Origin of the sequence: Paraburkholderia susongensis, assembly GCF_900177725.1 — a bacterium.
GTDB classification, from domain to species: Bacteria; Pseudomonadota; Gammaproteobacteria; order Burkholderiales; family Burkholderiaceae; genus Paraburkholderia; species Paraburkholderia susongensis.
Map to the genome: position 1 here is coordinate 95,218 of NZ_FXAT01000008.1, position 22,131 is coordinate 117,348.

At 62.1% G+C, this 22,131-nt stretch carries 23 protein-coding genes; 12 read left to right on the forward strand and 11 right to left on the reverse strand.

Annotation, left to right across the window (positions count from 1 at the left end):
- The first annotated feature begins 316 nt into the window (after positions 1 to 316).
- Positions 317 to 1,219 (forward strand): DMT family transporter, encoded by a 903-nt coding sequence (locus B9Z01_RS22860; protein WP_085487239.1) that lies wholly within the window; start codon positions 317 to 319, stop codon positions 1,217 to 1,219.
- A gap of 110 nt (positions 1,220 to 1,329) precedes the next feature.
- Here the strand turns inward: B9Z01_RS22860 and surE are convergent, their stop codons facing one another.
- Positions 1,330 to 2,109, reverse strand: coding sequence for a 5'/3'-nucleotidase SurE (gene surE, locus B9Z01_RS22865; protein WP_085487240.1), 780 nt, complete (start codon positions 2,107 to 2,109; stop codon positions 1,330 to 1,332).
- 202 nt (positions 2,110 to 2,311) lie between these two features.
- Between surE and B9Z01_RS22870 the strand changes: the two genes are divergently transcribed.
- The 7 genes from B9Z01_RS22870 (at position 2,312) to B9Z01_RS22900 (ending at position 7,119) form a co-directional block, all read left to right on the forward strand.
- Positions 2,312 to 3,520 (forward strand): epoxide hydrolase family protein, encoded by a 1,209-nt coding sequence (locus B9Z01_RS22870; protein WP_085487241.1) that lies wholly within the window; start codon positions 2,312 to 2,314, stop codon positions 3,518 to 3,520.
- A 73-nt stretch (positions 3,521 to 3,593) separates the two neighbouring features.
- Complete coding sequence (locus tag B9Z01_RS22875) at positions 3,594 to 3,929, forward strand: ArsR/SmtB family transcription factor (RefSeq protein WP_085487242.1); 336 nt, start codon at positions 3,594 to 3,596, stop codon at positions 3,927 to 3,929.
- On the forward strand, positions 3,929 to 4,378 hold the full coding sequence (locus B9Z01_RS22880; RefSeq protein WP_085487243.1) for an SRPBCC family protein: 450 nt from the start codon (positions 3,929 to 3,931) through the stop codon (positions 4,376 to 4,378). The genes B9Z01_RS22875 and B9Z01_RS22880 overlap by 1 nt, the downstream gene beginning before the upstream one ends.
- Positions 4,379 to 4,544: 166 nt before the next feature.
- Complete coding sequence (locus B9Z01_RS22885; RefSeq protein ID WP_085487244.1) at positions 4,545 to 5,183, forward strand: glutathione S-transferase family protein; 639 nt, start codon at positions 4,545 to 4,547, stop codon at positions 5,181 to 5,183.
- Positions 5,184 to 5,193: 10 nt separating this feature from the next.
- The gene (locus B9Z01_RS22890; RefSeq protein WP_085487245.1) at positions 5,194 to 5,421 is read left to right on the forward strand and encodes a hypothetical protein; all 228 of its coding nucleotides are present in this window, start codon (positions 5,194 to 5,196) and stop codon (positions 5,419 to 5,421) included.
- A 311-nt stretch (positions 5,422 to 5,732) separates the two neighbouring features.
- Complete coding sequence (locus tag B9Z01_RS22895) at positions 5,733 to 6,677, forward strand: metallophosphoesterase family protein (RefSeq protein WP_085487246.1); 945 nt, start codon at positions 5,733 to 5,735, stop codon at positions 6,675 to 6,677.
- Between the two features lie 31 nt (positions 6,678 to 6,708).
- Complete coding sequence (locus B9Z01_RS22900; protein ID WP_167387556.1) at positions 6,709 to 7,119, forward strand: cupredoxin domain-containing protein; 411 nt, start codon at positions 6,709 to 6,711, stop codon at positions 7,117 to 7,119.
- A 24-nt stretch (positions 7,120 to 7,143) separates the two neighbouring features.
- Here the strand turns inward: B9Z01_RS22900 and B9Z01_RS22905 are convergent, their stop codons facing one another.
- Positions 7,144 to 8,211, reverse strand: coding sequence for an aromatic acid exporter family protein (locus B9Z01_RS22905; protein ID WP_085487247.1), 1,068 nt, complete (start codon positions 8,209 to 8,211; stop codon positions 7,144 to 7,146).
- 261 nt (positions 8,212 to 8,472) lie between these two features.
- Positions 8,473 to 9,084 carry a nuclear transport factor 2 family protein gene (locus B9Z01_RS22910; protein WP_338047403.1) on the reverse strand — a complete coding sequence of 204 codons (612 nt, stop codon included), beginning with the start codon at positions 9,082 to 9,084 and terminating at the stop codon, positions 8,473 to 8,475.
- Between the two features lie 672 nt (positions 9,085 to 9,756).
- Between B9Z01_RS22910 and B9Z01_RS22920 the strand changes: the two genes are divergently transcribed.
- Positions 9,757 to 10,689 (forward strand): LysR family transcriptional regulator, encoded by a 933-nt coding sequence (locus tag B9Z01_RS22920; protein WP_085487250.1) that lies wholly within the window; start codon positions 9,757 to 9,759, stop codon positions 10,687 to 10,689.
- 35 nt (positions 10,690 to 10,724) lie between these two features.
- A complete protein-coding gene (locus B9Z01_RS22925; protein ID WP_085487251.1) occupies positions 10,725 to 11,639 on the forward strand; it encodes a LysR family transcriptional regulator in 915 nt (304 codons plus the stop codon).
- A 115-nt stretch (positions 11,640 to 11,754) separates the two neighbouring features.
- Here the strand turns inward: B9Z01_RS22925 and B9Z01_RS22930 are convergent, their stop codons facing one another.
- From B9Z01_RS22930 to B9Z01_RS36940, 5 genes are all read right to left on the reverse strand, one after another.
- Positions 11,755 to 13,065 (reverse strand): MFS transporter, encoded by a 1,311-nt coding sequence (locus B9Z01_RS22930; RefSeq protein WP_085487252.1) that lies wholly within the window; start codon positions 13,063 to 13,065, stop codon positions 11,755 to 11,757.
- 148 nt (positions 13,066 to 13,213) lie between these two features.
- Entirely contained in the window at positions 13,214 to 14,380 is a 1,167-nt protein-coding gene (locus B9Z01_RS22935) for an amidase (RefSeq protein WP_085487253.1), read from the reverse strand.
- Between the two features lie 89 nt (positions 14,381 to 14,469).
- Complete coding sequence (locus tag B9Z01_RS22940; RefSeq protein ID WP_085487254.1) at positions 14,470 to 14,964, reverse strand: aromatic-ring-hydroxylating dioxygenase subunit beta; 495 nt, start codon at positions 14,962 to 14,964, stop codon at positions 14,470 to 14,472.
- Positions 14,965 to 16,248, reverse strand: coding sequence for an aromatic ring-hydroxylating oxygenase subunit alpha (locus B9Z01_RS22945; protein ID WP_085487255.1), 1,284 nt, complete (start codon positions 16,246 to 16,248; stop codon positions 14,965 to 14,967).
- Positions 16,249 to 16,667: 419 nt separating this feature from the next.
- Entirely contained in the window at positions 16,668 to 16,859 is a 192-nt protein-coding gene (locus tag B9Z01_RS36940; protein WP_420814712.1) for a hypothetical protein, read from the reverse strand.
- A gap of 539 nt (positions 16,860 to 17,398) precedes the next feature.
- Here B9Z01_RS36940 and B9Z01_RS22950 point away from each other — a divergent pair.
- Complete coding sequence (locus B9Z01_RS22950; protein ID WP_085487256.1) at positions 17,399 to 18,385, forward strand: hypothetical protein; 987 nt, start codon at positions 17,399 to 17,401, stop codon at positions 18,383 to 18,385.
- Positions 18,342 to 19,553 (forward strand): GGDEF domain-containing protein, encoded by a 1,212-nt coding sequence (locus B9Z01_RS22955; RefSeq protein ID WP_085487258.1) that lies wholly within the window; start codon positions 18,342 to 18,344, stop codon positions 19,551 to 19,553. The genes B9Z01_RS22950 and B9Z01_RS22955 overlap by 44 nt, the downstream gene beginning before the upstream one ends.
- 2 nt (positions 19,554 to 19,555) lie before the next feature.
- On the opposite strand, the gene B9Z01_RS22960 is transcribed toward B9Z01_RS22955, so the two are convergent.
- The 3 genes from B9Z01_RS22960 to B9Z01_RS22970 form a co-directional block, all read right to left on the reverse strand.
- Positions 19,556 to 20,206, reverse strand: a complete 651-nt coding sequence (locus B9Z01_RS22960) for a glutathione S-transferase family protein (protein ID WP_085487260.1) — start codon at positions 20,204 to 20,206, stop codon at positions 19,556 to 19,558.
- 100 nt (positions 20,207 to 20,306) lie between these two features.
- Positions 20,307 to 21,776 (reverse strand): sodium:solute symporter family protein, encoded by a 1,470-nt coding sequence (locus B9Z01_RS22965; RefSeq protein ID WP_085487262.1) that lies wholly within the window; start codon positions 21,774 to 21,776, stop codon positions 20,307 to 20,309.
- Positions 21,773 to 21,988 carry a DUF3311 domain-containing protein gene (locus B9Z01_RS22970; RefSeq protein WP_085487264.1) on the reverse strand — a complete coding sequence of 72 codons (216 nt, stop codon included), beginning with the start codon at positions 21,986 to 21,988 and terminating at the stop codon, positions 21,773 to 21,775. Before B9Z01_RS22970 ends, B9Z01_RS22965 begins: the two co-directional genes overlap by 4 nt.
- Positions 21,989 to 22,131 lie beyond the last annotated feature (143 nt).

The following is a 22,131-nucleotide window of genomic DNA, read 5'->3' on the forward strand; positions in this document are numbered from 1 at the left end:
GGATGCAGAAATAGGTATGAATAATATTATTAGTTGAGACACCTAGTATCAGTGAATACCCTTAATTGTCAGATTAGGGGTCAACGGGTTAAGCGCGCGAGGGGACGCGGCAAAGCGGCAATGCGCTTTGAATTGCGCACTGGGTTGCGTATCAGGTTGCTTATCGGGTCGCTTATCGGGTTTATCGCGACAGAGGCCACCGTGTCTGCGGAGGCGGCGGGCATAATCGGGTTTCCGTCGCAGGCGCGCGGCAGGTTCGCGCGCGATGGCTCGACACACGACTCGGCGCATTGCCGTGCCGCTCACAGGAAAACCCATGCCGCCTGTTGTCGCCGTCCGTCCGGGCGCCGTGCCGCTACGCAGCGTTGCGCTGATCCTCGTTTCGATGTTCTGCTTTGCGCTCGTCGACGCATTGGCGAAATCGCTCGCGCTCGCTTATCCGGCCAACGAAGTGACGTTTTTCCGCATGCTGTTCGGGCTGTTTCCGGCGGTGGCGATGTGCATGCGCGGCAAGCCGCTCGCCGCGCGTTTGCGGCAACTCGACGTGCGCGGGCAGACGCTGCGCGCGCTTACGCTGCTCGGCGCGTCGGGGCTGTTCTTCGCGGGTCTGCCGTATATGCCGCTCAGCGAAGCGGTGGCGATCGTCTATTCGGAGACCTTGCTCGTCATCGTGCTTGCGCCGTTGCTGCTGAAGGAAACGCTCAAGCCGCGCGATGCGTTGGCCGCGGCGGTCGGCTTTGCCGGCGTGCTTTTCGTGGTGCGCCCGGATGGCACGCATTCGAGCTGGATCGGCCCCGTGCTGCTGATATCGAGCGCATTGTGCGGCGCGCTCTCGATCATCCAGATCAAGCGCATTCGCGCGAGCGACGATTCGGGCACGACCGTGCTGTACTTCACGATGGTCGGCACGATCGTGATGGGCGCTTCGCTGCTTTTCGCGTGGCGCACGCCGTCGTTCGACGCACTCGCGATCATGGCGCTGCTCGGCGCGTTTGCAACCGCGGGGCAACTGCTGATGACGATGGCGTTCCGCGAGGCCGATGCCGGCGCGCTCGCGCCGTACAACTACACGAGCATCGTCTGGGCCGCGTTGTTCGGCTATGTCGTGTGGGGCGAGACGATCGGCGCGATATCGCTGCTCGGCATCGCGTTGATCGTCGGCAGCTCGATTGTGGTCGCGATGCGGCGGCGCAAGCCGGAAGAAGGGCCGCTCGTGTAGCGGGCGCCGTCGTTCGCGGATTGCATCCGCTGCGTTAGCACTTTCGCCGGTGAGTTGATCGGCCGCGCGGCGTGCGGTCTCTCACTATCACGCCGCGTCCCTGAAAAAATTCAGCGCAACGATACGGCGAGCCGTGCGAACGTGGCTTCGTCGGTGCGATCGAAAGCGAGCGGCGTGACCGACACACGGCCTGCCGCGACCACCGCCGTTTCGCTGTCCGGATCGTTCGCGCGCGCGCCGCGCTGAAAGCGCAGCCAGTGATACGCCATGCCGCGCGGGTCGACCTGCGGCAGCACGTCGATATCTTCGACGAGCCCGACGCCCTGCCGGGTCGGCGTGAGCGGACCGGCATCGGCCGCATCGACATCGGGGAAATTGATGTTCAGGCAGGTCGGGGTGCTGTGTTCGATGGCGAGCAACTGGCGGATCACGCCGGGCGCGAGCGTACGCGCCGTATCCCAGCGCACGCGTTCGCGATCGCGGAAGGTCTGGCTCAACGCGAACGACGGCAACCCGAGCAGCAGGCCGGTCATCGCCGCGCCGACCGTGCCCGAGAACATCGTTTCGACGCCGAGATTGCCGCCGCGATTGACGCCCGAGAGCACGAGCGTGGGCGGCGCCTCGCGCATCAGATGACGCACGCCCATCACGACGCAATCGCCGGGCGTGCCCGTCACGCCGAAACGGCGCTCGCCCTGGCGGCTCACGCGCAACGGCGAATGCAGGCTGATCGAATGCGACGTACCGCTTTGATCGTGCTCGGGCGCGACCACCCAGACTTCGTGTGCGAGCTCGGCGGCCACGGCTTCGAGCACGGCGAGGCCGGGCGCGTCGATACCGTCGTCGTTCGTCAGCAGCACTCGCGGCACTTTGGATTCGTAAGCGGACATCGGGTCAATCTCCTCTGGATCGGTGGATGAATCGTGTGGGATTCGTGTGTGATTGGGTTAGATGAAGACGCTCATTATCCGGCTTTCGTCCGGCGCGCGTACGATGGCGATGTCTATTACCTTGACTATCACCCCAACGATCACCCGCGCGTCGCCGCGCACGCGGCATGCGTTTCCACCATACCGATGCAGGACAACCGCCATGCAGATAGAACCGTTTGAGATTGCGATTGCTGACGAGGACATCGACGATTTACGCGGCCGCATCCGCGCGACCCGCTGGGCGCCGGCCACGCCCGCGCCTGCTTGGCGGCAGGGCGCCGACCCGGCATGGCTGCGCGAACTCGCGACGTATTGGGCCGAACACTTCGACTGGCGCGCGGCCGAACGCAAGCTGAACCAGATGCCGCAATTTCTCGCCGAGGTGAACGGACAGACCGTGCACTTCGTGCATCGGCGTGGGGTGGGTTTCGAGCGCGGGTCCGAGCACGCGCCGCGGCCTTATCCGCTTGTCATCACGCATGGCTGGCCCGGCTCGTTCTTCGAGTTCCGCGCACTCATCGACCAGTTGTGCGACCCGGCCGCGTTCGGCGCGGATCCCGCCGATGCGTTCGATGTGGTGGCGCCGTCGCTGCCCGGTTTCGCGTTTTCTCCGGCGCCCACGCAACCGGGCACCTCGGCGTTTCAGGTGGCCGATCTATGGGCCTCGCTGATGCGCGGGCTCGGCTACGAGCGGTTCGGCGCGCAGGGCGGCGATCTCGGCGCGGGTGTGTCGCTCGCGCTGGCCGCGCATCATTCGCAGGCGGTCGACGGCGTTCATCTCAACTTTCTGCCGAGTTCATACGAACCGGCGATCGGCGCGGCTGCGCAACCGCTCACGCAGGCCGAGGAAAACTATCTGCGCGAGAAGAACGAATGGGGCGCGCTCGAAGGCGGTTACGCGCATTTACACGCCACGAAGCCGCTGACCGTGGCCGCGTCGCTCAACGATTCACCGATGGGCCTCGCCGCGTGGATCGGCGAAAAGTTTCGCGCATGGAGCGATTGCGGCGGCGACATCGAGAACGTGTTTTCGAAAGACGAGCTGCTCACCAATATCTCGCTCTACTGGTTCACGCAGTGCATCGGCCCGGCCATGCAGATGTACTGGGAAAACCGCCTGCAGCCGATGAATTTTTCCGGCGGCCAGCGCCTCACGCCGCCGGTTGGTTTTGCGGTGTTTCCGAAGGAGATCAATCATCCGCCGCGTAGCTGGCTCGAGCGGACATGCAACGTCGTGCAATGGAGCGAGATGCCCAGCGGCGGCCATTTCGCGGCGATGGAGAAACCCGCTTTGCTCGCGGCCGAGATTCGCCGGTTTTTCAGGCCGTTGCGTGAGAAGACCTTCGCCGCGCGGCCTTCGGGACGGTAACGGATCGAACGGCATTGCGAACCTGTTCGACAAAAACCTTGACGCCGCGCCGTGAGCGTCTATAGTTCACCACATGGTGAAGTGTCCAGTCAGTCAACTCGATCGTACGTTTGCCGCGCTCGTGGATCCCACGCGGCGGGCCATCCTCGCACGTCTCGAACGCGAGCCCGGCCTGTCGATCACGGAAATCGCGCGTCCGCTGCCGCTGAAGCTGCCGGCGGTCATGAAGCATCTCGACGTGCTCAGCGATGCCGGCCTGATCTCCCGCGCGAAGAGCGGGCGAACCGTGTCGGTCGAACTCGTTGCCGGTCCGATGGAAGAGGCGATGGCGTGGCTCAGGCGCTATGAGCGTTTCTGGTCCGCGAGTCTCGACCGGTTTGCCGATTTTGTCGAAGGGGAAACCGAATGATGAAAGAGAAGCCCAGCCTGACGATCGTGCGGCGCCTGAAGGCGCCGCCGGCGAGGGTATACGCGGCATGGACGCGTCCCGACCTGATGGTGCGTTGGTGGGGGCCCGACGGCGGCCCGGTACTCAGCGCCGAGGCCGATCCGCGCGTGGGCGGGCGCTTTCGCGTGGTATTCCAGACGTTGAACGGCGAGACGCACGACTGCCGTGGCGAATATCAGGAGGTCGAACCCGATCGCAAGCTGGTGTTCACGTGGCAGTGGGTCACGATGCCCGAGAGGCGCTCGCTCGTCACGATCGTGCTGCGGGAGATCGAGGAGGGCACCGAGCTGAATTTCACTCACTCGCAGTTCTTCGACGAAGCCGCACGCGACGGCCACCAGATCGGCTGGACCGGCTCGTTCGAGAAGCTCGAACGGCTGATGGACGAGCTGGCGAACGAGGTTCGCTGAAGCAGGTCATTGAGGTGGCTCACTGAAGTGGCCCACTGGAGTGGGCCACCGGAGTGACTCACTGAACCCGGCCACTGAAGCGGCGCACTGGAGCGGGTCATCGAAGCCGGAACGGAATCGCTGCTGCATTACTTCGGAATCCTATCAACTCACACCAAGGTCGAACATGAAGCTCTATTACGCTGAAACCCTCGCTCCCCGCAAAGCGTGCGCGGTGGCTGGCTACCTGGATTTGCCGATCGACTACGTGTTCGTCGATCTAAGTCAAGGCGAGCAGATGAAGCCCGACTATCTCGCGATCAATCCGAACGGCAAGGTGCCGAGCCTCGTCGACGGCGAGCGCAAGCTCTGGGAGGCCGACGCGATCGTCTGCCATCTCGCGCAGCGCGCGGAATCGGGGCTCTGGCCGCGCGATGCGCAGCGGCAGGTCGAGGTCGTGCGCTGGATGAGCTGGAATAGCCAGCATCTGTACCGGCACGCGGCCTCGCTTTACTTCGAACACCTGATCAAGCCGTGGATCGGTCTCGGCGCTCCCGACCAAGCGAAGGTTGCCGAGGCCCAGGGGTTCTTCCGCAAGCATGCGGCCGTGCTCGATCAGCATCTGAAGGGGCGCAAATGGCTGCTCGGCAACGATCTGTCGGTTGCGGATTTCTCGGTCGGCGTCACGTTGCCGTACGCGCAAAGCTCGGCGATGCCGCTCGACGAATTCCCGGAGGTACGGCGCTGGCACGATCAGTTGAACGCTTTCGAGGCGTGGCGCGAACCGTTTCCCGCGCGCCTGGAACCGGCCGCGGCGCACGCGTGAGGAGCGGATCATGTGCTGCACCATCGTTGTGCTGACGATGACCCTGCTGGCCGCCTGGCGCGGCCTCTCGACGACGTTCGCGGGACGGCTGCGCCGCTTGGCGTTCGTGGCTGTCGCGATCGGCGCGGCCGGGGCGTCCGCGATGGCGGCCGACCAGTTCGCCGAGGCCAACGCCGGGTCCGCGTCGTGGGCCGCGCGCCTGAGCGGCGTGCCGATCTGCGCGCATCTGCTGCGGTAGCGCGTGGTGTGTCGCGGGGATTATCGTATTCGCACTGCAGCATGGCACGAAGTCTCCGGGCTGCAGGTGAATCGCGTACGCGCGCGACGCCTCACGCCATGACACACGGGCCAATCACGCGCCTTTCGATTCGCATACACATTGCGCCCGGCGTCGCCATCCCCACGACGAGATATACCCGCCACGGCGACATACACGACCCAACGCGGGAATAAAACCCGCACAACGCCAGTCATGCCTCATGAACCGGGCCGCAAGAGCCGCGGGACGCTCCCGCGGCCGCTGCTGCGAGCCCTTATCGTGAGGTCATCATGTCGTCACATCCTTCATTCGATCCGGCGCGTCGCGGCGCGCTGAAGTGTCTTGCGTTCGGCGGACTCGGCACCGTTTTCATGCTGTCGGGCGGCGTGCTCACGCCGGTCGAACTCGCGCTTGCCGCGGGCACGAAAACCGCGTCATCCACGGCCGGCGTGCCGCTGTTTCTGCAGATCAGCGACACGCATATCGGCTTCAACAAGGAGGCCAATCCCGATGTCGCGGGCACGCTGAAGCAGACGATCGACTTCGTCAACGCGATGCCCGCGAAGCCCGCGCTCGCGATTCACACCGGCGACATCACCCATCTGTCCAAACCCGCGGAGTTCGATCTCGCGGCGCAACTGCTGTCGGGGCTCAGCATTACCGAGCTGCACACGGTGCCGGGCGAACACGACGTGACGGACGGCCCAGGCGCTGAATACTTCAACCGCTTCGGCAAGGCATCGGACAACCGCGGCTATTACAGCTTCGATCATCAGGGCGTGCATTTCGTCGGCCTCGTCAACGTGATGCATTTCAAGCCGAACGGCCTCGGCGGTTTTGGCGACGAGCAGCTCGAGTGGCTCGAAAACGATCTCAAGGGACGCTCGTCGAGCACGCCGGTCGTCGTGTTCGCGCACATGCCGATGTGGACGATCTACGCGCCCTGGGGTTGGGGCACCGGGGATGCGGGGCAGGCCATGAGCTACCTGAAGCGCTTCGGCTCGGTGACGGTGCTCAACGGGCACATCCATCAGATCGTGTCGAAGGTCGAGGGCAATGTCACGTTCCACACCGCGCGCTCGACCGCGTATCCGCAGCCAAGCGCCGGCAACGGCGACGGCCCGGGGCCGCTGAAGGTCGCGAGCGACCAGTTGCCGAAGATGCTTGGCGTCACGAGCGTCAGCATCGCGCGCCATCCGCTCAAGGCGACGCTCGACGACGCGACGCTGGCGTGACGCCCGCCTTTTCACGCTCAGGAGATCAATCATGCAAACGAATTCAGTGGTTCGTGCGCTTCTCACTCTGCCCGGCGGCCTCGTGATTTTCGCGGCAGCGGTGGGGCTGAGCGCGGCGCAAACGCCGGCGCGGGAGCAAGCTCAGGTTCAAGCTCAAATGCCGATGCACGCACCGGAGCACGCGCAATCGCAAGCCCCCAACGCCGTGGTCATCAAGAACTTCATGTTCACGCCGATGGCGCTGACCATCAAGGTCGGCTCGACGGTGACGTGGAAGAACCTCGACGGCGAGCCGCATACCGTCGTCAACGACGCCGGCATGTTCCGCTCCGCAGCGCTCGATCAGAACGATACGTATCAGTTCAAATTCGACAAACCGGGCGTGTACAAGGTGTTTTGCGGTATCCATCCGAATATGAGGGAGACGATCACCGTGCAATGAGCCGCTCAACGAGCGGCGCTTTGCTCACGCGGTATGCAGTTCGCTCAGCCGGCACAGCAGAATGCCGTAGCCGGTCAGATGCCCGAGGTACACGCTCGTAAACACGCTGAACGCGGGCAGATCCTCGATCAACTGACGCAGATCTTCCATCTGCAGCGGCGGCGCGGCCAGTGGCGGACGTTCGACCCGCAGGTCCGCCGCTTCGGCCAGTTGCCGGTGCACGGCGGCGAGCTTGCCGAGCCGTGCGAGAAACGCCTCGCGCCACGCGGCATCGAGTGCGGCGAACTGGTCATGGAACGTGTCCATGGTCTCCAGAAAATTGACGAGCGTATCGAAGGTCTCCTGATAGCACGCGAATACCGGCAGCCGCGCCTGGTTGCGCTTCAGATGAGGCGAGACCCATGCCTGCTCGAGGTCGACTTTCAGCAACTGGTGCGCCTGCTTGAGGTTCGTGCTCACCGTGCGCAACTGCGTAGTGGCAGGCTTGATCTGCGACTTTTCCAGCTTGCCCGCAGCCAGTTGCGCGACGATTCCGCTCGCCTGCTCGTTGCCGTCGTTGACGAGCGTGTTCGCCCAGTAGCCGTGATCGGGCGGAAAAGCGATCTGCTGGATCAGGAAGCCGAGGAGCATGCCGAGCACGACGCCGATCAGGCGTTGTTCGAGCAGCGGAATATGTTCGCCGGTATAGAGCACGAGCGTGATCGGCACGGTGATGCTCGTCATCTGGAACAGCGACGGCCGTAGCGCGACGATGCTGAAGATCACGAGCGGCAGCAGCGCCGCGCCGAGCCACAGATGCGGCGCGGTGAGCCAGATCAGGAGCGTGCCGATCGGCATTGCCACCACGTTGGAGAGAACGCGCTTGTAGAAGTAGCTTCTGGCCGCTGAAATCGAGCTTCCAAGCGCCAGGGTCAGCATCGTCGACCCGGCGAGCGGCACGGCCGCGTCTGGATAACCGAGCAGATAGGGGATGCCGAAACCGATCCACAGACCGAGCGTCAGCTTCGTGTACTTGGCGGTTTCAGAAAGAGAAAAACGCGCGAGCGCGCGGCGAAAAGGCGTGAGTGGTTTGTGCTGATACGCGTTGGACATGATTTCCAGACTGACCGATGACGTTAAGCCAGGTGCGCCCCGCATCTCGCGAATGCGCGGACATGACCATACCACTACGCGCGCACTGTTTCAGGAATCTGAATAGTAGCCGCTGGAGGGCATGTCAGTATGGGCAATTCCGGACCCACGACTGAAGGGCGGCCGTCATGAACGTCGCGTTCTGGGCATTGATCGCGTGTGGCCCCGCCGTGCTGTGCGTCCGCGTTCCCGAGACGGTTTCCATCAAAGGCCGTGGCGGCGCTACGGCTTCATTAGCACGGACGTCGCGGGAACGTTGGTTGCCCAGTTGCTCGGCAGAGGTGCGGCGAACAGATTTTCCGAACGGTATCGCGCTATCTTCCACACCTCGTCCACGCACCGGAACATGTTGTTGAGCCGGCTGGAGCGGAGCACCGACGAGCCATCGTCGAAAATCCACGGCTGGAAATGCACCCATTGCCCATCAGCGGTATCGCCATGCACGTGAATCTGTTCACACGTCAGATAGTGGCAATTGAAGATCATGGCCGGATCTTTCGGCTGGAAGAAGCGCTCGAAATGACGGGCGATCTGCTCGTGCCCGAAACTTGCGCCGAATTGATTGTCGTAATACACACCCACGCCTTCCCAGCACGCATCCTTGCTGAACAGGCCGACGATCTCGCTAATCCGGCCGGCCATATCGAGTCCCTGTTCCGGCAACGGTATGTCGCAAAGCAACATGTAACGCGCCATGATGCGGCGGATATCCGCTTCGGCCCGCAACTCGCGCACGGATTCCTTCAGTGCCTGCAGTTCCTTGAGCAACGATTCGTTTTCCATTAAGTGGTAGCTCCCTATTGGGTCGAACCCGATTGAAAGGGTTGGCAACATCGAGTTGGTGTACTGAACCGCGTGCGGAAATGCCTCATTAAAGTGAGCAGACCTTATTCGAACCCTGCACGCGCTGCATTTAAAATGGGTTCTAGTACTGCGAAGGCGTTGTTGTTCCGAAAGCGGAATGTTCGTACTCATTTTAAGACCGTCGTCAAAGCCGATCCAATTCATTTATGAAATGTGCCGTATTCGTCGCGCTTATGGTCGCGCGGCAATGGAGAAAGCGGGAGAACTCCAGCAGGCCGAATACGAAATCATTAGCGGGCACGCTCGCCGTCAGACCGACCCATGCTACACTCGTAGCCAGAAGATCCATCAAATTTCCATAGAGGGTGGCGAGTGCAAAGGAGACCCAGGATGCACCGCTTTCGTCAGGTTCTGCTCCGAATACGTTAAGCGCTTCGCACGGATAAATGCGAAGAATGTCGATCAGAAAAAAAAGCTCGGCTCACTATAAATGGCACTAATAGGGAGAAGGAAACTTTTTCGATTGCAGCGCCGTGGTTATCGGTGTGAAACGGTTGAGTGTTCAATGACTAGCCTGGCGGCCGTCGCGAGCACGCTTGCGGTATTGAAGATCCATGCTGGCGCAATCGGTGGAGGCTTTCTCGACAAGCGGCAAAGGAACGACTCGATGAACCCCTTCGAGAACCTGAGGTATCGAGGCTCATGAAGCATGTCAACATGGCGAGCGTCGACCTCAATCTCCTCAAGACGTTTCTGGCGATCTGGGAGTTGCGCAGCCTGACCGCAGCGGCTGACCGGCTGCACCTGAGCCAACCCGCCGTCAGTCATGCGCTGCGACGCCTGCGCGAGATTTTCGACGACCCGCTGTTTGTGCGCACATCGATCGAAATGGTGCCGACGGAAGCGGCGGCGCGGCTTCACGGCCCGATCGACCACGCACTCGGCGTGATTCACGATGCGTTGCAACAGCACTCCAATTTCGACCCTTCGGCCGCAACAAGGACGTTTTACCTCTCCATGTCGGACGTGGCTGAGCAGTATGTGCTGCCTGTCCTGATGGAGAAGCTCACGTGTCTCGCACCCCATGTGCGCATCGAAATCCGCCAGATGCCGATCGCCGATCTCGGTGCGGCGATGCGAGGCGGCGAAGTGGATATCGGGTTCGGTTATCTCCCGGGACTGAGCGACGAGTGCGTGAGCTCGATGCTCATGGAAGACGAGTTTGTCTGCATGCTCCGCGAGGAACATCCGTTCGGTGGGAACGAACTCACGGTGGCGGATCTGAACGCGCTTCAGTATATCTACGCGGAAACCGACGCGACCGGGCACAATCTTGCCGAAGCGGCACTGCGCAGGGCCGGCGTGCGGCGCAACGTAACGCTCAAGCTGCCGCATTTCACCGCCGCTCCGCATGTCGTGTTGCGCACCGATCTCGCGCTCATCATTCCGCGTACTGTCGCGCAGGCGATGAACCGGAACAGAACGTTCAAGCTGATGCCTCTGCCGATCGAGATGCCGTCGATCGATGTAGGCGTATATACCCATAAACGTTTCGCCTCTGATCCGGGCATTGCCTGGATATCGTCGTTGCTGTGCGGCCTCATCGAGCGCGATACGCAATTGAACCCGGGATAGGCTTGTCAATCAGCATACAAGTTAGAGGTAAGAAAATGGTTTCGCTCGATCATATCGATCTCAATCTTCTGAGAGTCTTTCATGCCATCGTCGAGGAGCGCAGCCTGACGCGAGCCAGCGAGCGTCTCGCGCTGTCGCAGCCTGCGGTGAGCTATTCGCTCAGCAGGTTGCGAACGCTGTTCGACGATCAACTGTTCATTCGCACACACGCCGGCATGCAACCGACACCGATCGCACTCGAACTCGCGGCGATCGTGGGCCGCGCGCTCGATACCATGCGCGAGGCGTTGCATTATGCCGAATCATTCGATCCGCTGGTGAGTACACGTACATTCCGACTATCGTTGTCCGACGCGGGTGTGGTGGCGTTTCTGCCGGCTATTTGCAAGGCACTGAGCGAGCGGGCACCGCGCATCAAGTTGCGTGTGCAGCCGCTGCCGGTCAACGAAATTGCGGACGCGTTGCGCTCCAGCACGCTCGACTTCGCGATCGGCAATCTACCGGAGCTGATGTCACGCACGCGGCATCAGGTCTTGCTCGAGGAAGATTATGTCTGCATGACTCGTCGCCGGCCCGGGTTGCCCGCCGGCAGCAAGATAAGCCTGAAGCAGTTCGTCGAGGCATCGCACGTCAAGGTGCACTCGCTCGAACACAGCCATTACGCGCTGGATGACGCGCTACGTGTACACGGTGTGGGCCGCGATATCGCGCTTGAAGTGCCGTACTTCTTTGCGTTGCCCAACGTCCTGATGGTGACCGATCTATATGCGACTGTACCCAAGCGTCTTGCGTACATCCTGAACAAGGCCGACACATTCCAGATCTACGAGTTGCCGGTACAGTTGCCGTTGGCCTCGGTCGCCATACACTGGCACGAACACTTCGACGGTGAGGACGGCATGGTGTGGATGCGAAATCTACTCGCTGAAACGGTGAATTCGTTCGGCTAGTCCGTTGTCGACTCAGCCGGTTCGGCAGAAAGCTCACGTGAGGCTCACGTGAACCGCAACAACGTGAGCCACCACAGGACCGGAACCCGGTTCAGCCGTTTCGGTCCACGGGTATTCAGGTGCGCACGCGAGTCTCGCGTGTGAACTGCAGCGTAATGAGGGTAATCAACGCCATCAGAATAAGAAATACGGACACCGGCCAATATGCACTGAAATGCATGAGCAGCGCAGTGGCGATCAACGGCGACATTCCGCCCGCGAATATCGACGAGATTTCGTGCCCGAGAGCTACGCCCGAATAACGCACTTCAGTACTGAACAACTCACTGACAAGAGCGGGCTGCGTTCCGATCATGGCGGCGTGGCTTATCGCAGTGCCAAACACCAGCGCGAGATAGATGAGCGGCGTCGACTGTGTGTTGATTGCCCAGAAGATCGGGAATGCCAGTAAAAGAAGAGAGGTCGCGCCGATCATATAAATCCGGCGGCGGCCGAAATGGTCCGAAAGACGGCCCCACATGAGCATTGCCGGCATTTCGACCAACATGGCGATCGTGACGCCAAAGAGCATCGTCGAGGCGGGAATGCCGATGTGCTTGCCGTAGACGAGAGAAAACGCCAGGAAGATATAGGCTCCGCCGCTTTCGGCGATACGCAGGCCTATCGAAATCAGGATTTCTTTCGGATGCCGTTTGATCGCGTCCAGAACGGGCATATGCGACGTCTTGCCCTGTTGTTCCATGTGTTTGAACTCGCGGCTTTCCGGCAGATGAGTACGGATATAGACGCCCACTGCGAAGATGATCAGGCTCGCAAGGAAGGGCAGCCGCCAGCCCCAAGCGAGGAATTGTTCATGGGGGATCGTTTGCGCCGCGAGGAATGCGCCGGACGACAACACGAAGCCGCCGCCAACGCCCAATTGACTCCATGCCGCGTAGTAACCGCGTTTTTCCTCGGGAGCGTTTTCGCTGAGCATCAGTACGCCGCCGCCCCATTCGCCTCCCGACGCGATGCCTTGCAGCAACCGCAACGCGACGAGCAGAACGGGTGACCATAGTCCCACTTGCGCGTAAGTCGGCAACAGGCCGATGGCGAATGTCGCCATGCCCATGATTAGGAGGGTCCAGACCAGCGACGTCTTGCGACTGAAGCGGTCGCCAATGTGTCCGAATAGCGCGCCGCCAAGTGGTCTCGCGACGAAGCCTATTGCAAACGCTCCGAATGAACTGAGTGTTCCCACCAGGGGATCGGCATTAGGAGGAAAAAAGAGTTGACCAAAAACCAATGCGGCTGCCGTGCCGTAGACAAAAAAATCGTACCATTCCATTGCGTTGCCCACGACCGAGGCAACGACGATTCGGGTGAGTGTCTTGTCTTTGACCATGGACGGGGCGTTTTCTGCGGCCGAAGGTTGCACGGATGCCATATGATTGATCGCAAAAGTGAGAAGTATTGTGACCTCGGGCTTGAGTCCGAGAGCCGCGCATGATACCGAGTGGCTATGTATCGTTCGAGTACGTCAAATCCGAAAAAATGGCTTTGAATGATCGAGTTTTTCTGATTCAGGTGCTTCTTCAACTTAGCCTGGCGTGGCAGGAATCCGCGGCACGTTCGAGTAGCATGGCAACGGCGCAGACGGTTTCATCGTCGTAGCGGCGGCCGACGATCTGCAGTCCGGCGCGCAGCGGCCAATCATCCACTGGAATCGGCAAGGACAAGGCGGGATGGCCTGACAGGTTGAACGGTCGAATAAGCGAGGTGATGCCGATGGCGGGAGCGCCGGCGCGCACCGCGCTGATCGTAGGCGGAAACGTCGGCATCGTCGGCAAGACGAGCACGTCCAGACCATCGTCAGGAGCGAGCAGCATGTCCACTTGCGAGGTGAAGCGCTCACGTACCGATTCCGCTCGTTCAAGTGCCTCGCCGGTGATTTCGCCGCCTCGTACCAGACGCGTTTCGATATTCGTGCCGAGCACGCCGCGTCCTAGCAAGTGTCTGCACGAGGTGAACATCTCGTGGTCGATTATCGTCAGGCCGGCGTCGAACGCGTCGCGCATCATCGGCAACTCGACGTCCACGCATTGAATGCCGGCTCGCGAGACGGCCTCGGTGATTGCAGCTTCGATCGCGGGTTCGGCAAGCCCCTTGAGCCGGCCTATTCGATACGGCCGATGCTTCCCGGTTTCATTGCCTGAATGCGAGCCTGCAATATCGAAATCGGGGGCGATTGCGCTCATCACCTCGACAAGCACGCTCATCCTGTCGGCGAGTGGACCCACGCAATCCAGCGTGGATTGCGTGGGCCAGACGCCGGCACGGCTCACGCGTCCGAAGGTGGGCTTCAAGCCGATTACGCCGCAGCATGCCGCGGGCGCTCGAATCGAGCCGCCCGTATCCGTACCCAAAGCCGCATCGGCCAAACCCGCTCCGACCAGCGCGGCGGATCCGCTCGACGACCCGCCGGGCACGCGTTCAGCCGCTTGCGGATTGGTCGGCGTGCCGGTGTAGTCGTTGATCCCCGTCATGCCATAGGCGAGTTCGTGCATGTTGGCTTTGCCGACGATTTGCCAGCCTGCCGAAAGCAGGCGCGCGACGATTTCCGCATGCTTGCCGGCGGGCGGAGCGTTCGCGAATGCGTGACTTGCAGCCGTGGTCGGAAAGCCGGCAATGTCGATGGAATCCTTGATGGCAATCGTGCGACCGGGTTCTCCTAGTACGAATCGTGTGATGAACTCATTCATGTCATGTACTCCGAGCGTGGGATTGCTCAACACAGGCGTCCGCACGCGGTTCACGAACGATTTGCAGTATGGGCATGGAGAACTGAGTGTCAGAGTAGAAAGCCTATTGCGTCCAGTACATCGACCGAATTGACCAGGCGCGCAGTCTTGTCGAGGATGCGCGGTTGCGCACCGAGGTCGAGCCGATGCGTGAGATCGGTGGCAAAGACGGTATTGACTCCACGCTTGCACGCCACGATCACCTGCGCGGAGCGCACGGTGACGACTGTCTCTTCCACTGCCTCGAGCGTGAAGCGCGATACCGTGCGCACGGTACGCGCCGCAACGCTTGCCGCTGCGGAGTGCCCGCCACTCATCCGCTCGACGCGAAGTCGCCGCATCTTGGCGTTGTCGTAGATATAGTTGAGCGTTGCGGCAAAATCGGTCGTTTTGGGATCGATCGGCACGGTGTAGAACCCTTCGTTGCCCCACAGTGTCAGCCACTCCGTGTATGCCTTGTCGTCCAGCAGGCGCGCCTCGCGCCAGATCAGTTCCGCCGCAGCGGCCAGCAGATGTGTGGTCGGAGTCGTTTCGAGCGTTGTCATTTATTCTTGCTCCATCATTTTTCGCCACATCGCATAAAGTTCACGCATACCGGTTTCGTCAGTCGAATGCGCGGTCTTTTCTCCATTGTCCGAAGTGCGTTCGCGATTCATGCCGCGGTTGACCAGGATCGGTATGTCGGGGCCCGCATGCGAGCCGCGCTGCACGCGTTCCCAGGCTTCGGTATCGTCCGGACTGCCGAAGCCGAACGGACCCTGGAAGTGCTCATGAATACGCATGCGCTCACGGTTCGCGGCTTCGGGACCGCCGTCCATGCCGATGGATATCTGGCTGACCTCTGTCTCCTCGACGGAGACAGGACGTAGCACACGGATGAAGGCCATCGAGAGTGCAAGATTGGGAAACAGATTCACATTGAACCCGACACCGAATAGCGAACGTACGATACGGCGCGTTTGCTCCGGGCTATACGTTTTCAACAACTCCTCGATGAGTGCGTTAAAGCGCGTAGGCAGAGGATCACCGTTGTCCTGATCGAGATCGATCAACTCGGGCATCAGTACGGCGATGCTGTGGCCGTTGCCGAGGCCACGAACGAATGCCTTGTCGTTGTCCATGAAACTCGTCACGATCTTGTGCGTTTCTTCGTCGATCGATTTTAGCCACGACTTATGGACGACCGGGAAGTGATACAGGTCCGTCGTATTCTCGACCTGAATCTTCCAGTTGCCCTTGAACCTGAACTTGTGCGCGCCCGTCGTCTTGATCGGAAAGCCCGCTCCCTGTTTCATGAACAGATCGATCCACGGCTTGGCTCCCCCCAGGAAGTCTTCGAGCGGCTCCACGTCGTGATTGAAACTCGCGAAGATCAGCCCCTGGTAGCTCGAGGTTTTCAGATTGACCAGTGGTAAATCGCTTTTTTCGACGATGCCCTCATAACCGTCGCCATACGGCAGCGCGCGTAACGAACCGTCCAGCCCGTAACTCCAACTGTGATAAGGGCAGACAAAGCCCTTCGCGTTGCCCCTGTGTTCTTCGCATACTGTCGCACCGCGATGACGGCAACGGTTTTCCATCACATGCACGATGCGATCCTTGTCGCGTGCGACGATGACGGGCTGCCGGCCGATCATGGCCGTGACGAAGTCGCCGGGATTCGGCAACTCGCTTTCGTGAGCAATGCAAACCCATGTCTTGTAAAAGATTTTCTGGAGTTCGGCTTCGAACAAGGCGGGATCGTAGTACATCGATGGTGCGATGCGATCGGCTTCGGCGCGCTGATACAGTGCGCTGCAGTCGATGACCTGCGTTGCAGAGGTACTCATAGGGGAAAACTCTCTCTGTGGAAAGTGAAACCGTTGTGTGCTGGTTGAGATCAGATGCTTGAAAACATGATCCGGTCGTCGATTCCCTGAGTCAAATCGATCTTAATTTGATCGAAAACCAAACTGAACTTATAAAGCGAAGAAGATGATCCGTTGACGTGAACGATCAAGCGGTTGAATTCCGCAGGGGCTGATTGCTCGCGGCTCTGATGTGACAAGCTCAGCGCGGGATTTTCCCGGTGCGCCAACACGTCAGGATAACTACACATAAGACCAGCACCTCACGTCAGCCTGCCAACTCTACGAAGCCCCGTGGGGTTAGGGCATATTCATGCATCGCACCGAGTACATTCCCGGCTCGCTTCAGGTTTCGATCGTCGCTGCACTGCGTACTCGTTGCCAGATTCGCGAGCACCTTTTCACGGTAATCGGCAACGATTCGGCGGAGCGTCCAGTTTGGCCGGGGCGTTATGCTTGTGCTTCCCGGTCGCCGGGTGGTTGCTCTTGTGGACTTCGACGTGCTTCTCGACGGCGAGCTTGCGTGCTGCGGACAGCGTCAAATCAGCGTAGAGGCCGAGCGTCGATTCCTCGTGTTTTCCGCTTGGCCGCAAACGGAGTATCCAGGACGCTGTGCCTGTAGCAGAGCGCGTGAAGGTCGAGCCTCACCGTCAGCCTTTGCGGGACGCTGTTTTTCCTGGATCCGTCGCCTCAGTTCAGGATCTGACAAGGCATTCGTCCCGCGAGCGGTCATTGACCGGAACGATTGCCGTTTCGTCAGACGTTTCGCGTGCCGCGCGGGGTTTGAAACAGCAACCTTGAAGTCGGGCGAAAACTGATCCGTAGGCGCGGTTGTTGCATGCAAAACGGCGGTCCTATATGGCGCGTTTTGCGGAACCCGTGTCGCAGCGCGCGTAGAGGCGGACAGCACGGCTCGCGGTGGCGAGCCGCGTTGCAGCTTTTACCTGTTTTCCGCGATTTTTTTGTAGTCTGGCATCACGGCCAGCGGCGGCAGCGGTGACCGCAGTGACCGCATGTGACGTTTGACACACGCCGCCGCCGTGTTGCCGTCCGCCTGCAAGAGGATTACATTCATCGAGCAGCGCGTGCGGCGCGTCAGCCAGAAGTAGCACGTATTCCGGAGCGTATTGCGATGGCTACCGATTCCGACGATACCGACCTAAGTCAATCCGCGGCGGAAGGCCCGGATAGCGGTTTCGACGCGGATGGCCCACCCGCGACGGCCGCCGCGCCGCCGCGCTTCGGCCGTCTGGCGCTGTGCGTCGCGGCGGCGGGGGCGTTGGCCTTCGGCGTGATGGGCACCGTCGCGTATGGCGTCTGGTTCAACCACGATCAGCAGACGTATACGGAGGCGATCGCGGGCGCCCGCAAGGCGCTGGGCGGGCCGGGAGTGTCAGGAGCAAGCGGGGTGGTGGTGCCGGTGCAGGCAGCGCGCTCGCACGGGCAACCCGCCGCGTTGGCAGGGACTACAACGTCGGCGGGGCCTGTGCAGGGGCGGCAAGGCGGTAAGTCTGTCGCCGTGACGGCCGCCGCGCCCGCGACGTCGAACGCAACGAATGCAACGAACACGGCGACCCAGGTGGTGTCAGCGAGGCCACCCACCGTCGCGGCGCCTGGCACGGCGCCAGCGGCTGCGACACTAGCCGCCGCGGCAACGCCCGTTGCCCCGTCAGCCACACTCGAAGCGCAAGGCGAGGAGGGCAGTAAGGACGCCGTATGGTCCGGGCAGGTTCGACAGAAGCTGGCCGGCGCCAATCCGCCGGCCCCCGTGACTCCGCCCGCCAGACTTGCCGACGCCTCGCCTGAAATCTCACCCAACACCTTACCCGACACTCCGGCCGCTTCCATCGCACCCGCCTCATCGCCTCGCTCCACGCAGTACGTCGCGGACTCAGCCGATTCCACCAACTCCACCGATTCCGCAACGCAGTCCGCCGCCGGCAGCCCCGCGAGAGATATGAGAGACGCGCGGCCCGTGCCGCCGGAGCGGCGCGCTTCGTCGTCGAATGCGAAACACAGGGGCAATCTGTTTGCGCGTGTGGGGGCGTTCTTTCGACGTGTGAGCTATCGTCAACATGGCAGCAGACGCCAGCAACAAGACACCTATTCCCATCCCTGAGCACGTCGAGGGGTGGTCACGGGCTCGCGGCTCCGCTCGCGCGCGCGTGCCGGCGCGGCCCTTCAGGCCCGGTCCCGCGACCATCGCCGTGGCCGCGCTACTGTGTCTGCTGATCGGCCTGCTGTATCTGGCGCTGCAGATCCGTACGGTCTTTTCCGATCAACTCAAGCAGGAATATGCGGGCCTCGTGCTCGAAGCCGCTGAGCACGCCGAAAGCGCGCGCGAACAACTGGGCGTCTGGCAGAGCATGCCTCGCGCGGCGGCGAACGATGCCGCGCTCACAGCGGGCTATAACGCCGCACGCGCCGAATTCGCGCGGCGCTTCGCGTCGTTCGCGGCGCTCGTGAACGCGAGTCCGTCGCCCGCGCCGCACATTCCTGATGCCGCGTCGCCCAGTGCGGATGCGCATCCAGCCGCATCAGCCTCAGCCTCAGCCGCCGCGCTGCTCGACAACGTCTCCGCGTATTGGCGCGCGCAGCGCGATGCGTATAGCGCCGACGTGCGGCTGCGCGTGACGCGCGTCGCCTACACGCTGATTGCGTTGGCGGCGCTGCTGTTCTGCATGCTGATAACGGCGCTCGGCATGTACGCGAAACGCGACCGGCAACTGGCCGGCCAGTCGCACGAGTTCGAGCACGCTTCGCTGCACGATTCGCTGACGGGGCTGCCGAACCGCCGCAAGCTGCTGGCCGCGCTCGATGAAGCCGCGCTCGGTGCGAACGCCGAGTCGGTGGCGCATCGGATCGCCGTGCTGTATATCGATCTCGACGGCTTCAAGCAGGTCAACGATTCGTTCGGGCATCGCACCGGCGATGAATTCCTTGTGGCGGTATCGGCACGCTTTCGCGCGTCGGTGCGCAGGACCGATCTCGTCGCGCGGATCGGCGGCGACGAGTTCGCGGTGCTGGTGCGCTCGTTCTCGAGCGAACCGGAGCTGGCCGACATCGCGCGCCGCCTGATCGGCTGCGTCACGCACACCGACGAGCAGATGGCCATCGGCCTCGTGCGCGCGAGCATCGGCATTGCAAGCTTTCCCGATGATGTCGACGATCACAGCCGCCTTGTTGCCGTGGCCGATGAGGCGATGTATCGGGTCAAGCGCAGTGGGAAGAACGGGTTTGCGTTCGCCACGCAGATGGAGCGGGCGGCGGCGAAACGGACCGCCTGAATTCATTCTTTCTCGTTGACCCACTCCGTCAACTTTTCGCGCGCATTCAACTCGATGAACGACGGCAGCGCGCGCAGCCTGCGTATATAGCTTGCGAGATGCGGCCAGCCGTTCGTCGCTGGACGCGGCATGTTGCGCGTCCAGCGCATCAGCATGACCGCAAGCAGGTCGGCGGTGCTGAGCTTGCCGCCCACGAGATAGGCATGCCCTTCGGAGCAGTGCGCATCGAGCCGCTCGCAGGCCTGCTCGATGCGCCGCCGCGCAAGCGCGCGCACCGCGTCCGCGCCTGCGGCATCGCCGTCGCTGTCCGCGTAGAACCAGTCACGCATCGCGGGCAGCAGCGTGTTCGCGAGATAGATCATCCATTCGAGCCACGCGGCGCGATCGGCCGAGCTGGGAGCCGGGGCGAGGGCGGCGTCGGGATGCCGCTCGGCGAGCAGCATCAGCAGTGCGGTCGATTCGTGTCGTGCCACGCCGTCGACGATCAGCGTCGGTACCCGCCCGGCCGGATTGAGGCGCAGATAGTCGGGGTCCCGCTGCTGGCCCGCGTCGATGTCGACGAGGCGTGCTTCGAACGGCACGCCCATTTCGATCAGCATCCAGTGCACGGCCATGCTGGCCGCGCCGGGCGAGTAGTAGAGAACGTAGGACATGCAGGGCTCCGGGCATCGATGGTGGGATGGTGTGACTGGTCCCCTTTCAACCCGGGCGCGTCGCGGGCAAAAACCTCAAAGCCCGCTCAGCGCCCCCACTTCAATGCGCCGACTGCGTCTGCTCGGCCGAGCGCGGCTGCGTCACCGCGCTCACGATGACGAACACGATCAGGTTGACCGCGAGCGCGAGGATGCCGACGTTGACGTCCTTCAGCGGCTCAGGCAGGAACGGCATCAATTGCCCGACGCTCGAGTGCAGTAGCGTGGTGAGCGCGACCACCGCGACGCCGGCCACGATGCCGCAGAACGCGCCTTGTTTGGTCGCGCGGTTGCGCGGGAACAGGCTGCAGATCACCGCCGGGAACAACTGGGTCACGAAGTTGTAGCCCATCAGCAGCAATGCGACGATCGTCTCCCCGCCGTGCAGCGTGAAGCCGACCGCGACGAGCGCCACCACCGGCACGAGCATGCGGGCGAGCGTGGCCACGGTCGCATCCGACGCCTTGTGGTTCAGCATGCCGCGATACACGTCGTTGGCGAGCAGCGTGGAGGCCGACGTCAGGATCATCGAGCCCGGCACGAGCGCGGTCAGCACACCGGCCGCGCCGATCACGCCGACGAACCACGGGTCGAACGTCTGCAGCGACAGGCGGAACAGCGACAGGTCGATGTCGGCGCCCGTGAGGCCCGGCACGCGCAGCGTCGCCGCGAAGCCGACGAAGAACACGAACAGCAGGATCAGCTGATAGAGCGGCAGCACGGCCGCATTGCGGCGGAAGATCCGCTCGTCCTTCGCGGTGAAGATCGAGCCGAACGTGTGCGGCCACATGAAGAAGCCGAGCGCGGCCAGCAGCACGGTGGACTGGAACCAGATCACGCTCTGGCCTTTTGCGGGGAACGTGAGGAAGCCGGGGCGCGCGGCGTCGACCGCCCGGAACATCTCGCCAATGCCGCCGTAGTAGTGCAGCGGCAGATAGATGCCGAGGAACAGCACGATCGCGAGAATCAGCAGATCTTTCACGACCGAATTCCACGCCGAGCCGCGCACGCCCGACACGATCACGTAGGCCGTGACGACACAGGCGCCGATCCAGATCGCCGCCGTCGACGAAATCGCGCCGTACGAAACGGTCGCGACGATGATGCCGAGGCCTTTCAGTTGCAGCACGAGATACGGAATCAGCGCGGCCACGCCGACCAGCGCGACGAGCGTGCCGAGCGCCGGGCTGTCGTACTTGCGCGAGAAGAAGTGCGGCTGCGAGACGAGCCGGTGCGTTTTGGCGTAGCGCCAGATCGGCGGCAGCATCCAGTACGACAGGATGTAGGCGAGCGTGCCGTACGCGAGGATGTAGTAGACCGGCGCGCCCTTGCCGTACGCGAAGCCGCTGCCGCCGAGGAACGTGAAGGTCGTGTAGATTTCGCCGGCCATCAGCAGGAACACGAACGCGGTGCCGAAGCTGCGGCCGCCCACGCTCCACTGCTCGAGGCTCATGTCATGGCCGCGCCGTGCGCGCATGCCGAGGAGCAGCGCGCCGAGCGTGACGGCCGCGATGATGACGAGTGCGCTCATGGGCGAACCTCCTCGCCTTCGTCGGCGATCTGACGGTTGGAGGGATCGAGGCGGTAGACAATCGCCATGATGATCGAACTCAACACCACCCACATGACGATCCAGGCCAGCACGAACGGCATGCCGAGCACGAGCGGCTCGACACGATTGACAAACGAAATGCCGACCAGGATGCCGATGAACGGCAGTGCGGCAAGTACACGAAGCAGCATGTAGGCAACTCCTCGAACCAGTGAATATGTGTTGTTGAAAGTCCGGCTCCGCTGAAGACTTTATGCCTGATACTTCGGTCCCGTAAAGGGCTTCAAAATAAATGGGAGATTTCCCAAAGTTGCAGGCGCATCTTTCCGGCATG